Here is a 14,590-nt window from a genome sequence, read left to right as displayed (position 1 = left end):
ATAATAAAACATGGCCTAATTTTAATATACAAGGAGGTGCAAATGTAGGAATCAGCTAAGAGTATTTCAACTTATAAAGGCTGTGTTAAAAAAATAAAATATTTAATTTGAAAGGAATATATTTGAAGATGAAAAAAATCGTAACAATTATAATGGCTCTTGTACTCACCTTTAGTACAACTGCCTATGCCAATGGACCTAATACTAGTTCAGATATAGAAGGACATTGGGCAGAAAAAACAATGAAAAAATGGGTTAATTTAGGTCTATTAAAAGGTTACTCAGGAGGGCAATATAAGCCAGATGAAATTATAACGAACGTAGAGTTTATTGCTCTCATTAATCGTATCTATGGATTTTATGAAAGAATTGAAGAAAATTACCAAGATGTTAAAGACAATAAGTGGTATGAAAAAGATACAGCCATTGCAAAAAACAGTGAATACATGAAATGGCATAAAAAAAATATCCTTAATCCAGACAATGGAATAACAAGAGAAGAGGTAAGTGCTGTTGTTGCCATTATTATGGATTTACAAGGGACTGAAAATTTAGAAAAAATAGCTGAATTTAAGGATTATAAACAAATTGGTGAGTGGAGTAAGGCGTATTTAGATGCTTTAATAGATGGTCAATATCTAAAAGGCTTCCCAGATAAAACAATAAAACCAAAAGGGGTAATTACCCGAGCTGAAGCCATTACCATTTTAGATAATGTAGTAGGTACTCTCATCAAAAAACAGGGTGAGTACGGAAAGGATAAGAAACAAACCATTGAAGGTAATGTCACACTAAACACTGATAATGTTAAGTTAAAAAATACTGTTATTAATGGTGACCTTATTATTGCCAAAGGCGTTAAAAAAGGTTCTATTCAATTAGAGAATGTGGTTGTTAAAGGACGTATACTAATTGATGGTGGTAAAGAGGACAGTATCCTTATCAATAACAGTAACGCTCAACAAGTTGTATTAAAATCACCAAGTCAAGTCAAGCTAGGTAAAAAAACAGCTATAGAAGAGTTACATATAAAACAAAGTGGTGAAGCATCCACAGTAACCACCGAAGTATCATCCAAAATCAATACAGTAAAAGCAAATGCTAAAGTAAGTATCAAAGGTAAAGGTACCATTAATAAAGCGGACATTCAGGCTAATGGTGTTACCATTGAACCAAAGGTAAATACAAAGACCATCGGTAAGGGCATTAATGGTAACGGTGTTAAAGTAAAAGAAACAACACCAACTGATTCATCGGATACAAGCTATACACCTTCAACACCTGTATACATACCAAGCAGTGCCAAAGAAATTATAAAAACGACAAAAGGTGTTCTTGTAGGAGATACTCTTTATGATATACCTGCTGGAACAAAAGTAAGTGATTTGAAAGCAGCACTTATGGTCTCTGCTAAGGCAAAAGTAGAAATATTAGTAAGCTCTGGTGGAAGTGCGGTAGAAGACCAAAGTAATACAGATGTAGCTGATACAATGGTTATACAAGTAACTGCAGAAAACCATACTAAAAAGGAATATAATATAAGTTTTGAAATTAGCAGTGAGTGTAAAATTACAAAGCTTAATAATATAAACTATATAGAAATCACAGAAAATGAAATAAAAGGTATACCAATAGGAACAACAGTAGGTGATTTATTAAGTAGTATGGATATGGTTGGAGAACACGTAACTATATCTAAATCAGGTAGTTCAGAGGTAGTAATGCCTACTGATTCTATTGTAGGTGGAATGATAGTAAGAGTAACAGCTTACAATGGTAATACTCATGATTACACCATTACAATTAGACATAAATCTGATGAGAATAAAATAGTAAGTATAGATACTTTAATTGGTCAACTAGATGGACCTACTGTACAAGTAGGAAGTGGAACCACCATAGGCCAACTAAAAGATGGGATAGAAGCATCTAAATTTGCCAAAGTATATGTATTAGGAATTAATAGTGATACTGTCATAAAAGATCCTAATAAAGAACTAGAAAATGGCATGAGTGTAGAAGTAGTTTCAGAAGCTGGTACAGCTAGAGTCTATAGTCTTTCATTTTTCGTGTGCATTGATTCTATTGATGACTTAAGAAATATCGGTAGTAGTAATACCCAAGGTAAAACTTATAAGCTAATAAGGGATTTGGACTTTACAGATATCGCTAGTTATGAAGAGAAAAAGCCAGAGGATGAGGATATAAAAAATTGGAAACCAATAAGCGCATTCCAAGGAACATTTGATGGTAACAATAAAACAATTAGAAACTTAAAAATTAATGATTCAAAATCTTTCAAAGGCTTATTTGGATCAATTTATAGAGGAGCTTATATTCATGATTTAACATTAGAAAATGTTAATATCAATGGAGATTATTCTGTTGGTGCATTAGTAGGCGCAATTAAAAGTAATTCAGAAGAAGCTGTTTTAATATCAAATTGTCATAGTTCTGGTAGCATAAAAGGTGATCAAAATACAGGAGGCCTTATAGGATCTTTTGAACCAAATAAAAACTGGCCAGAAAAATTGATGAAAGATTGTTCAAGTAACGCTAATGTATCTGGTGGTACGGGAGTTGGTGGTTTAGTAGGTAGTTTTGAAGGTAATGGTTATGATAAGATATGGATGACGAATTGTCATTCAGAAGGAAGTGTTAGCGGTCATTACCAGGTAGGAGGTCTTGTTGGAGAAAATAGTCGAGCATCTATAGAAAACTGCTATGCTACAGGAAATATAAAGGGAAATAACAATTCTATAGGTGGATTAGTAGGTTATCATGGGTATGGTAATTTGACCAATTGCTATAGTATAGGAAATGTTTCAGGAGATGACGATACTAAGAATATTGGAGGAATAGCAGGTTTTGTTAATTCTTCAAAAAGTTTTGGATTTTCCTATGTTACAGGATGCTATAGTACTGGAACGATAACCGGTGGACAGAGATGGATTGGAGGAATAGCAGGTACTTTAGAAGATTCGAATATATCCAATTGTTACAGCTTAGGCGATATCCAAAGTCCAAAAGCAGAAGATATTGGAGGTATAGCTGGAGAAGCTGATGACAGCCAGGTTTTAAATTGCTATAGTACTTCTATGATTAATGGAAAATCAGATGTAGGTGGTATAGTAGGCTATTTAGCAGATGAAACCACCATTCAATACTGTGTTGCTATGAATCCTAAGTTATATCATAGCTATGGTAGAGTAGTAGGATTAGGATATCATAATGCTAAGGATAATTATGCAAACCAAGATATGCAGATCAGCCCAGCACCTAATAGCGATAAGGCAAGACATGGAATAGACATTACTGAATTTAATAAAAATAGTGAACCATTAAAACAATGGCATTTTCAACCGACTCCTGATGATGAGTTCTACTGGGCAATGGGAGCTGGCATGGAAAGACCTGTACTTTGTACTGACCCTGATGGAGACAAAATGTATACGGTACTAGGTAACGATGATGGAAAGATGCCTTTAAGTAGTGAATGTAGCATTGAGTCTATAGATCCTGTAATTGGAACAATAAATGGAGATACAGTTGAGGATGTACTATCAACAACCACAGTAAGCCAATTATTAGACGCATTGAGAATATCCGAAAAGGCAACAAAAAAAATTGTTTATGATATAGTTGGCGATGACGTAGATGGAGATAGTTTTGTATCTGATAGTCTTAAAATTGTTATCACAGCAGAGGATACTACTACACATGTGTACGCTATTAAAACTTTTACACCCATTAGTTCAATAGAAGAGTTACGAGCTATTCCTGCTGGAAGTAAAAAAACATATAAGTTAATGAATAGTTTGGACTTTCAAAGTTATGGTGGTTCTGATGTTAATATAACGAATTGGGTTCCCATAGACGATTTCAAGGGAATATTTGATGGCAATAGTAAAACGATTAGTCATTTAAGTATTAACAGGGAGGCAGGTCGACAAGGGTTATTCTCAGATATGATGGCTGGAGCTGTGATTAAGAATTTAACACTTGAAGATCCTACTATAATATGTAATGGTGCTTCTTATATTGGAGCATTGGTAGGAATAATAGATGATAGTGTTGAAACAAATTGCTCAATAATAAATTGCCATGTCAAATCAACAGATAATAATACTTATGAAGTAAGTGGTAAACAATATGTAGGTGGACTTATCGGAGAAGCTTCTGATAGACAGGATAGTAAAAATCTCATAGAAGGATGCTCAAATAGCGCTAAGGTAGAAGGTGAGCAATATATTGGAGGAATAGTCGGGCGTGCTTTGCTTGCAAATATTTTAGGTTGTAACAATACAGGAACGATTAATGGTACTTCGAGAGCTGGTGGGATTTCAGGACAGTTTACGATTGGAGCGATAAAGAATTGTCATAGTCATGCAACGGTAAATGGAGAAAGAGATCTAGGCGGTATAGTAGGATATTTTGAGGGCGATATTGAAAGCTGTTCTACCTCTGGCAACATAGAAGGAACTAATGCGCCTATGAGCCCAGGACGTATAGGGGGAATAGCAGGAACTATCGTAGGGCCTAATAGAAGTATAACAAATAGTTATAGTACGGCAACAGTTACAGGTAAGCTTGAGGTAGGCGGCATAGTAGGTTCTGGTAATAGCTCTAAAGTAGCATCATGTTATAGTACTGGAACAGTTACCGGTCATCAATATTCTATAGGAGGCATTATAGGAACTTGTAATAATATGATTATCTCTGATTGTTACAGTATCGGTAATATAACAGGTTCTTCTAACACAGGAGGAATAGCTGGTCTAATCGAATCTAGTGGTGTAGAAAATAGTTATAGTACCGGAAAAGTAACCTCTTCAGGGGAAAACTCAGGGGGAATTGCAGGTCTTAATAAAGATTCAACTGTAAAGAATTGTTATAGTACATCATCTGTTACAGGTTCATCTCGTGTTGGAGGTATAGTAGGTATTTGTTTAAATGGTACCGCTACTATTCAGAACTGTGTTGCTTTTAATCCAGAATTAAAAACGAATGATGTAAATGATCTGTATATTTGTAGAGTAGTAGGCTATAAGGGTACTGGTGATGGAGCATATACTAATTATGGATACAAAGGAATGCTCGTTAATGGAACGACAGTAAACGAAAGTTCTAAAACTCCTTTCGCTCAACCTGGTGGAGCAGATATAACCAAATTCGACAAAACCCAAGCACCACTTGATCAGTGGGATTTCCAAGAGGGTGCTGGTAAAAGTTTTTATTGGTTAATGGACTCAACAGTAAACAGACCTATACTGATGGTGGATACTGATGGGGATAATAACTTTGAAAAGCTTGGTAATGATGATGGAAAGATTAGTTTTATCTATGAAGTAACAGACACACCAGTAGTAACAGATGGAGATGAAGTGACGGCAGATACAACAGGTCTAGCAGGAACAGCAGAAACAAGTGCAGAAGTAACAGTGACAATCAAACATACAGGTTCTGATGATGTGGTAGAAAAAGTAACAGCAGAAGGTGGAAACTGGAATGTAACAGGACTTACATTATCAGAAGGAGATACAATAGAAGTAGTAGCAAAAGCTACTGGAGAAAAAGAAAGTGAAAAAGTAATTATAACAGTAAAAGCTGGAATGCCAACAACAGACACACCGGTAGTAACAGAGGCAGATAAAGTGACAGCAGACACAACAAGTCTAGCAGGAACAGCAGAAAAAGATGCAGAAGTTACAGTAACAATCAAACATACAGGTTCTGATGATGTGGTAGAAAAAGTAACAGCAGCAGGTGGAAACTGGAATGTAACAGGACTTACATTATTAGAAGGAGATACAATAGAAGTAGTAGCAAAAGCTACTGGAGAAAAAGAAAGTGAAAAAGTAATTATAACAGTAAAAGCTGGAATGCCAATAACAGATACACCGGTAGTAACAGAGGCAGATAAAGTGACAGCAGACACAACAAGTCTAACAGGAACAGCAGAAAAAGATGCAGAAGTTACAGTAACAATCAAACATACAGGTTCTGATGATGTGGTAGAAAAAGTAACAGCAGCAGGTGGAAACTGGAGTGTAACAGGACTTACATTATCAGAAGGAGATACAGTAGAAGTAGTAGCAAAAGCTGCTGGTGAAAAAGAAAGTGAAAAAGTAAGTATTATAGTAAAAGCTGGTGTATAAAAATCCTCCCAAATGGGAGTAGCCAGTGAGTATGTAACTAAAAGTATGTAAAATCTCCAACCTGGTTATAGTCTAAATAATCAGGTTGGAGATTTTTTTTAGCTTAGTTATCTTAAGCGGAGGTATCATTATTATATATATTACTAGAAATGTACTAATGATTTAGCGTATTCAGTTGGTGTCATACCTACACAATCCTTGAATTGTTTGGAAAAATAATGGATAGAAGTATAATTCATATTTTCCGCAATTTCAGTAAAGGTTAATGAGGATTCTCTTATAAGTTGTTTGGCATTCTCAATCCTTAATGTACGATAATATTTCATAATAGAAACGGAATAGTTCTTTTTAAATAAATCCTTTAGATATGTAGCACTTAAACTCATATGTGCAACGATATCTTTTAGACATATATTATCATTTACTTTTTCTTTCAGGAAATTTTCTATAGTTACAGCTATATCTTTTTCCATTCTTTTTTTTGTTACAATGGACTCTTTTAATTTCTGGACATTTTGATTACGTATGCAATGAATGAAAAACTGTTCCATATATAGTTTTATTAACTGATTAGAGCCAAATGGAGAATTAGCTTTTAATTGTTGATCTTGTAGACATCTTCTAGCTTCTTTAATAAAATTTTGTAATATACTTTTTTGTTCAATATCCAGCTTGATAATTTTATTCTCAAAAAATTTCATAGCTTCTGAATGACAACCAAATGAGAAAACAATAACATTAGGAGCTATTTCACCATTAGCCCATAAAGAATGGAATTCATTAGGTTTATGAAAAATCATTTGACCATTGTTAAGAACATAATGTTTTGTATCTGCCATAACTTCCAGTACACCTTTATCTACATAAACAGCTTCCCAAAAATCATGTTTCTCTCCTCGAAAAACATAATTCTTAGCAAATTCAAAATAAAAAAAGGTATATAGTTTATCGATTTTGATACTTTCCTCTAATAAGATCATAAGGTATCTCTCCTTTTGAGTAAATAAAGGTTATTATAAATAATATATCATAAATCTAGTTAATTAAAAACAGAAAGATATAAGTTAATAATATCTCATAAAAAAGATATATTTAGAAAGTGAGCGTAACAAAAAAGGTTGTTTCATAATACATATTACTTATTGTATGTTTTATGAGACAACCTTAATTAACGTTTAATTGTTATGTTTATTAAAAATTTCTGATTAGATCTTCAAAAGTATCTCTACGGCGGATAAGCTTTACATTACCATCTGAAGTTATGAGTACCTCAGCAGGACGAAGTCTATTGTTATAGTTAGATGCCATGCAATATCCATAAGCCCCTGCATCTAAAACATTAATTATATCACCTTCAAAAATCTCTGGTAGTTCACGTTGTTTAGCTATGATATCTCCACTTTCACAGATATTACCAACAATGTTTACAGTTTCTGATTTTGTTGATGGTACATTAGATTCTCTGAATATCTCTATGTCATGATGAGAATCATACATAACTGGTCGTTTAAGTACATTAAATCCTAAGTCTGTTCCTACATATTTCATACCATAATTATTTTTTATGGAATAGACTGTACCTAATAGATTACCACATTCAGCTGCAATATAACGTCCAGGTTCTACTTTGAAAGTTATTTGTTTACCATACTTAGCAGCAAAATCAAAGAATACTTTGTCTAATTTTTTACCTAAGTCTTGTAGATCTAATCTTTTTTGCCCAGCAAGTTTCTGGTAAGGGATGCCGAATCCACCACCCAAATCTACAAATTTAAGATTATCGAATTTTTCAGCTATGGCTAATACAGATTTAACACCTTCAACATATTTATCACCTTCCATGAATAATGAACCGATATGTTGATTAATACCTACTAGGTTAAGATTATATTTGGATAGAATCTCTTTTACTTGTGGGATGAAATTAGGGTCTACACCGAACTTGGTTTTCTTACCACCTGTAATAACTTTTTCATGATGACCTGCACCGACACCAGAATTAAATCTTATACATACTTTTCCGCCTTCATTTATTTGACCGTATGATTCTAGTTGTGAAACTGAATCTACACTTACTAGAATATCCCTATCTATTGCAAATTGCATTTCTTCTTTTGATACATTATTACTAATGTATAATATTTGTTCTGGTTTGAATCCTGCTTTTAACTCAACAAAGATTTCACCTGGTGACATTGCGTCAGCGTTAAGACCTTCATCACGAGCAATTTGTAATAAAGTGAGATTACCATTAGCTTTTACAGAATAGTTTACAGAGAAATTAGGATATGTTATAAGATTTTTCAGCTCTCTACATCTTTCTCTCATTACATTTTCATTATACACATATAGTGGACTACCATATTCTTTTATTAATTCCACTGGGGTAGTATTACCAAAAAAATTAGTTTCGTCAGATACTTTGTTATATGTTGTTAGCATACTCTGTTGCTCCTTTCTAAGAAATATATTGTAATAAACTAGTTAAATTATTTTTTTAATTAGATATATTATTCTTTATATCTATTAAGTGAATTTCATTAATTATTGCTTCTCTAATAAGTCGGACTAAAGTAGTATTACGAGAGTAGAGTGCTTGATTCAGTGTTCCTGTAATAACTTCTTCAGTATCTATAATAAGCTTAAAAGATTCATAGTTAAATGATTTATAGAATTTATTATGACTGAACTTGGGAACTTCTGGTGATAGAATAACTATTTTTTTATCATAATTATAAGCTTCTATTATCTCATATGAAAATATATCTAGGATTTTTTTATCAGCACAAAAATATAATCTGAACTTAGACTGTGTAATCATATTTTTTATTTTATTAATTATATTTTTAGTGTCTACAATAGTAATATATGGATTATTAGTAACTAGGTTGAATTCTAGATTATCTCTAATAACTTGTATATTTTCATCAAAATCTCTCGTAGCATTCATAATTAGTTCATCTTTAGAGATAGCAATGTATTTTGCAGAAGTACCTTCTATTATATGAGCACTACCTTTGTCAACTAGACTTGATAGTGCAGCGTAGGCATTAGAACGTGAAATACCAGATATTTTTGCTGCTTCGTAGCCAGATAATTCTCCATGCTTACACAAGGTAATGTATATAATTGATTCCTGCTGGGTAAAGCCAATGCTTTTTAATGCATCAATCAAATTCATATCTTTCACCTCATTAGTATTCCTTTATAGAACTACTATAAAGCATGTATCTATAATTGTCAAGAAAAAACTAAGGGTATGCTATGAACAAAATTCTTAGTTGAACATATAATATATATCGTACTTTTACCTCTCTATCATATACTAAAAAATTAAAACTAATAATATCAATGAAAAATCATAAGAGTTAGTGTTTAAAATATAATCTTGTATGATATAATGAATAAATAGCTTAATAAATTAGTTTCTAATAGAAGATTACATAAAAAAAATTATGATTAGTATAGATGACAGAGGAGATAGATATGGATTTATTTGATATGATGAGAGAGAAAACTCTAGAAACTGAATCCCCATTAGCTGCTAGACTACGACCAACATCTATAGAAGAGGTAGTAGGGCAAGAACATATAATAGGAAAAGGTAAATTATTATATAGAGCCATAAAAGCAGACAAGCTAGGTTCACTCATTTTCTATGGACCACCTGGAACAGGGAAAACTACCCTTGCAAAAGTGATAGCAAACACCACAAAAGCTGAATTTGTTCAATTAAACGCAACTATTTCTGGCAAGAAAGATATTGAAAAAGTAGTAAATGAAGCTAAGAACAGACTAGGAATGACTTTGGGAAGCACTATCCTATTCATTGATGAAATTCATAGATTTAATAAAGCTCAGCAGGATGCACTTCTGCCATATGTTGAAGATGGTACGGTAACACTTATTGGTGCTACTACAGAAAATCCTTATTTTGAGGTAAACAGTGCTCTTGTATCAAGGTCTAGAGTATTTGAACTAAAGCCTTTGGAAAACAAAGATATTCGAAAGCTTATAATGAGAGCCATTGAGGATAAAGAAAAAGGACTAGGTAATTTTAATGCCAGTATCAATGAAGAAGCTATAGAGTTCTTGTCCGATAGAGCTAATGGAGATGCAAGAGCAGCTCTTAATGCTATAGAATTAGGGGTTCTTACGACTGAGCCTGATGAAGACGGTATAATCAAGATAGATATAAACGTAGCATCTGAATGTATACAAAAAAGAGTTATCAATTATGATAAAAACGGAGATAATCATTATGATACTATATCAGCGTTCATAAAAAGTATGAGAGGTTCAGATCCGAATGCAGCTGTCTATTATCTTGCAAGAATGATTTATGCAGGAGAAGACCCAAAATTCATAGCGAGAAGAATTGTTATATGTGCTGCCGAGGATGTAGGAAATGCTGATCCTATGGCGATACAAGTTGCAATGGCTGCTGCTGATGCAGTTAATTTCATAGGTATGCCCGAAGGTAGGATAATATTATCTCAGGCAGCAACATATGTTGCTTGTGCTCCAAAAAGTAACGCTGCCTATTTAGCTATTGATAAGGCATTGGAAGATGTAAAGAGAGTACAGATTACCACAATACCATCTTATCTGAAAGACAGCCATTATAGTGGTGCAAAAAAACTAGGTCATGGAACAGGATATAAATATGCCCATGACTATGAAAATCACTATGTAGAACAGCAATATTTACCAGATGAACTTGTGGATGAGATATATTATAACCCTACTGACCAAGGGTATGAAAAGAAAATTGTAGAGCATTTCAAGAAAATAAAGGGGAAGGCTGAATAGTTTTCCCAATTACATTATTTTTATATAATAAAATATTATGCCAAGTCAGAACAAAACACTTTTTCTGACTTACTTGCAATATAATCTAATCTAGATAAAAAATGGAAAACTCAAATAGCTAGTTTTATCTTGACATATTTATATTAAAGTATATAATAAAATTATCTTTGGATATATTTATATATAACATAAGATACTAAAATTTAATAGATAAAAAGGTACTCGTTGAGTTAAAAGGGAAAGTGGTTAGATGCCACTGCAGCCCCCGCTACTGTAAATGGTATGAAATCTAAAATGTCATTGGGAAACTGAGAAGACTAGAGAGTAAGTTAAGCCATAAGCCAGGAGACCTGCCTTTTTATAAGTTTTAAGCTTTCGGTGGGAGAGTGTAGATTCATATATTTATTTGTAATCTGACTGTGCCTTAGCACAGTTTTTTGTTGCTTATAAATAGAAAATGCTGCATGAGTATACCGAGTGTTAATCACTTTTCTTATTAAAGAAGATATTATGGAGGTTTAGAGAATGAAAAAAATATTAAAGCTGTTACTGACAACTATGTTAATTTCAGTACTTGTTTTTAGTTTAGCTGCTTGTGGCGGCAAGAAGACACCAAAGGAAGATACATACAATCAAGAGAATCAAGTAGAGAAAGATGAAACATCAAAGACTGATGAAGACAAAAATACTAACGAAGATAAGGATACTAATGATAAGAAAGATGAAACCACTAGTAATGAAGATGAAAAAGACACTAGTAGCGAATCAGATGTATATCCATTAACTATAACAGATAAATACGGTAAGGAAATAACAATTGAGAAAGAACCAAAAACTGTAGTTTCAATTTCACCAGAATTTACAGAAACAATATTTGCTCTAGGAGCAGGACATAAAATCATTGGTAGAACAGATTTTTGTGACTATCCAAGTGAAGTAGCGAATATAGAATCAATCGGTAGTTTAGAAGAATTTAATATTGAGAGAGTAGTAGATCTTAACCCTGATGTTGTAGTTACATCTGCTCATGTAAAAGATGATGCTGTAGCTAAGTTACAAGAACAAGGTATCACTGTTTTATCACTTTCTTGGAATGAAAGCTTTGAGGGAGTATACGGTTATATAAATACACTCGGTGAAGTTATTAATAAAAAAGAAGAAGCGAATGAATTAGTAACTAGTATGAAAGATAAAGTAGCAGAAATCCAAACAGCCATAGAAGGAAAAGAAAAACCAACAACATATTTTGTAGTAGGATATGGAGAAGGTGGAGATTTTACAGCTACTGGAGATACTTTCTTAAGTGAAGCCATGGCTTTGGCCGGAGCTGATAATATAGCGAAAGATGCTACAGGTTGGGCTTATAGCATTGAGCAGATAGTTGATAAAGACCCACAAATTATAATATGTTCAGATAAGTATGATACTAAAACTACGTTAGAATCATTAGAAGGATATAAAGATTTAACTGCTGTCAAAGAAGGCAGATTATACGAAATAGATGAAAATCTATTCTTTAGACAAGGACCAAGAATAGTTGATGGATTAACTAATTTAGTGAAAATAATTCATCCAGACGCTATTAAATAATGTAAAGATATTAGAAATAGAGTATACTTTAAAGTAAGTCTATGTTAAATATAAACATAGGCTTACTGTGTTATAAATAGAAATGACATACTAAAGTAAAGCAGGTTAAAACTATGAAGATATTTAGAAAAAGTAATATTATAATAAGTTTATTAGTACTTATAGCAGTAGTTATTATTGCATGTGGATTTGGTTCTGTCAGAATAGATTTTGTTGACAGCAGTAAAATATTATTAAGTAAAATTCCATTTATTAATGAATTGATTTCCCTTGATGGTATTAAGGAATCACATATAAAAATAATAGCTGACTTAAGGCTGCCTAGAATAATACTTGCATTATTTACTGGAGGAGCGTTAGCTGTTGTTGGTTGCTCTTTTCAAGGAGTTTTCAAGAATCCAATGGCAGACCCTTTTGTACTAGGTATCTCATCAGGTGCAGCACTGGGTGCAACAATTGGACTTATATTTAATTTTAATAAAACTATTTTTGGTTTTACTGGAGTGAGTATGTTCGCATTTATTGGTGCCATGCTTACAGTTCTACTAGTACTGAGAATATCAGCTATTGGTAAAAAACTTCCTACTACAACGTTATTGCTGGCTGGTATATCACTTAATTACTTACTATCAGCCCTTATGTCTTTGATGATGTTATTGAACAGGGATAAATTAGAAAGAGTATATCTATGGACATTAGGAAGCTTTAGTACATCAAGCTGGAAAGAAGTAGCTATTATAGCACCTTGTGTTATTATATGTTCTATTATCATGATGGTATTTTCAAAAGAGTTGAATCTTATGTTGTTAGGAGATGAAACAGCTGGAAGTCTTGGAATTGATGTAAACAGAACTAAGAAGATAATATTGGGGATATCATCAATAATGGTGGCTGTTGTTGTTTCAGCTAGTGGAATCATAGGATTTGTAGGACTTATCATACCTCATATAATAAGAATGATTAATGGTCCTGACCATAAAAAACTAATACCATTGGCAATGCTTATTGGAGCAATTTTCATGATCGTATGTGATACTATTGCTAGAACCATCATATCACCAGCTGAACTATCCGTAGGTATCATTACCTCATTATTTGGAGTTCCATTTTTCTTATTTTTATTATATCAAAACAAAAAAAGAATCATCTAAATCAGTAACATATTACAGAAGGAATGAACAATATGAATAGTATAGTTAGTACAAAAAAATTAAATTTCAACTATGGGGAAAAAACTATTTTAAAAGATTTGTCAATCAATATGGAAAAAGGTCTGTTTTATAGTATTATAGGACCTAATGGTTCTGGAAAGACTACTTTGTTGAAGTTATTGGCAGGTATACTGCCTTCTAATAAAAAGACAGTCTATATTAAAAATGACGATATCCATGTTATCAAACAAAAAGAAATGGCTAAGAGATTATCAGTGGTGCCACAGATAACGGATATGCAGTATGAATTCTCTGTTTTTGATATTGTTATGATGGGGAGGACTCCGTATACTTCTAGATTTCAAAAAAACACTGAAGAAGATATAAAGATAGTTAACGATGCAATGAAAGAAACTGGAGTCATAGGATTGAAAGATAAAAAAATCACTCAGCTTAGTGGTGGAGAACTGCAAAGAGTCATTCTTGCTAGAGCTATAGCCCAAGAAACAGATATCATGTTGTTAGATGAGCCCATATCCCATTTGGATATTGGATACCAATATGAAATAAGTGAGTTGGTTCATAATCTATGCAAGAAAAAGGGAATTACGGTTATAAATATTGTTCATGATTTAAATATAGCTATGAGGTATAGCGATAAGATATTGATGTTGAAAAATGGTCAAGTATATAGATATGGTGATCCAGAGGATGTAATAACCAAGGAAACCGTTAAAGATGTATATTCTATTGATGTGGAGTTAATAAATCATCCCATTTTAACTGATAAAAAAGTAATAATTAAGTAATATTTTAATATGTACTTGCATATATATATTTATTGTGGCAATATAGTTATATAAGATAAGCTATCAATTA

The 14,590-nt window shown here is 32.7% G+C and carries 8 protein-coding genes and 1 riboswitch; of the genes, 5 read left to right on the top strand and 3 right to left on the bottom strand.

What is annotated here, in order from left to right; genetic code table 11:
* The first annotated feature begins 128 nt into the window (after positions 1-128).
* A complete protein-coding gene (locus AACQ14_RS21095; protein ID WP_339365557.1) occupies positions 129-6,158 on the top strand; it encodes a GLUG motif-containing protein in 6,030 nt (2,009 codons plus the stop codon).
* A gap of 143 nt (positions 6,159-6,301) precedes the next feature.
* Here the strand turns inward: AACQ14_RS21095 and AACQ14_RS21090 are convergent, their stop codons facing one another.
* The 3 genes from AACQ14_RS21090 to AACQ14_RS21080 form a co-directional block, all read right to left on the bottom strand.
* Complete coding sequence (locus AACQ14_RS21090) at positions 6,302-7,138, bottom strand: AraC family transcriptional regulator (protein WP_339365556.1); 837 nt, start codon at positions 7,136-7,138, stop codon at positions 6,302-6,304.
* A 211-nt stretch (positions 7,139-7,349) separates the two neighbouring features.
* Complete coding sequence (gene lysA, locus AACQ14_RS21085) at positions 7,350-8,600, bottom strand: diaminopimelate decarboxylase (protein ID WP_339365555.1); 1,251 nt, start codon at positions 8,598-8,600, stop codon at positions 7,350-7,352.
* Between the two features lie 55 nt (positions 8,601-8,655).
* Complete coding sequence (locus AACQ14_RS21080; RefSeq protein ID WP_339365554.1) at positions 8,656-9,339, bottom strand: TrmB family transcriptional regulator; 684 nt, start codon at positions 9,337-9,339, stop codon at positions 8,656-8,658.
* Positions 9,340-9,644: 305 nt separating this feature from the next.
* On the opposite strand from AACQ14_RS21080, the gene AACQ14_RS21075 reads away from it, so the two are divergent.
* From AACQ14_RS21075 to AACQ14_RS21060, 4 genes are all read left to right on the top strand, one after another.
* Positions 9,645-10,970 carry a replication-associated recombination protein A gene (locus AACQ14_RS21075; RefSeq protein WP_339365553.1) on the top strand — a complete coding sequence of 442 codons (1,326 nt, stop codon included), beginning with the start codon at positions 9,645-9,647 and terminating at the stop codon, positions 10,968-10,970.
* Between the two features lie 199 nt (positions 10,971-11,169).
* Positions 11,170-11,342: riboswitch (cobalamin riboswitch) on the top strand.
* A gap of 153 nt (positions 11,343-11,495) precedes the next feature.
* On the top strand, positions 11,496-12,560 hold the full coding sequence (locus AACQ14_RS21070) for an ABC transporter substrate-binding protein (protein ID WP_339365552.1): 1,065 nt from the start codon (positions 11,496-11,498) through the stop codon (positions 12,558-12,560).
* Positions 12,561-12,673: 113 nt separating this feature from the next.
* Positions 12,674-13,711 (top strand): FecCD family ABC transporter permease, encoded by a 1,038-nt coding sequence (locus AACQ14_RS21065; protein ID WP_339365551.1) that lies wholly within the window; start codon positions 12,674-12,676, stop codon positions 13,709-13,711.
* A 32-nt stretch (positions 13,712-13,743) separates the two neighbouring features.
* Complete coding sequence (locus AACQ14_RS21060; RefSeq protein ID WP_339365550.1) at positions 13,744-14,520, top strand: ABC transporter ATP-binding protein; 777 nt, start codon at positions 13,744-13,746, stop codon at positions 14,518-14,520.
* The last annotated feature ends 70 nt before the right edge of the window (positions 14,521-14,590 follow it).

This window comes from Vallitalea maricola (genome assembly GCF_036985595.1).
GTDB lineage: Bacteria > Bacillota > Clostridia > Lachnospirales > Vallitaleaceae > Vallitalea > Vallitalea maricola.
The sequence above is the reverse complement of the archived record's forward strand: the minus strand, read 5'-3'. Positions and strand labels throughout refer to the sequence as shown.

What these genes read in the sequence shown, in the direction of transcription:
- AACQ14_RS21080 (WP_339365554.1), bottom strand. Translation starts at nt 9,339, where the DNA reads ATGAATTTGATTGATGCATTAAAAAGCATTGGCTTTACCCAGCAGGAA.
- AACQ14_RS21060 (WP_339365550.1), top strand. Translation starts at nt 13,744, where the DNA reads ATGAATAGTATAGTTAGTACAAAAAAATTAAATTTCAACTATGGGGAA.
- AACQ14_RS21075 (WP_339365553.1), top strand. Translation starts at nt 9,645, where the DNA reads ATGGATTTATTTGATATGATGAGAGAGAAAACTCTAGAAACTGAATCC.
- AACQ14_RS21070 (WP_339365552.1), top strand. Translation starts at nt 11,496, where the DNA reads ATGAAAAAAATATTAAAGCTGTTACTGACAACTATGTTAATTTCAGTA.
- AACQ14_RS21090 (WP_339365556.1), bottom strand. Translation starts at nt 7,138, where the DNA reads ATGATCTTATTAGAGGAAAGTATCAAAATCGATAAACTATATACCTTT.
- lysA (WP_339365555.1), bottom strand. Translation starts at nt 8,600, where the DNA reads ATGCTAACAACATATAACAAAGTATCTGACGAAACTAATTTTTTTGGT.
- AACQ14_RS21065 (WP_339365551.1), top strand. Translation starts at nt 12,674, where the DNA reads ATGAAGATATTTAGAAAAAGTAATATTATAATAAGTTTATTAGTACTT.
- AACQ14_RS21095 (WP_339365557.1), top strand. Translation starts at nt 129, where the DNA reads ATGAAAAAAATCGTAACAATTATAATGGCTCTTGTACTCACCTTTAGT.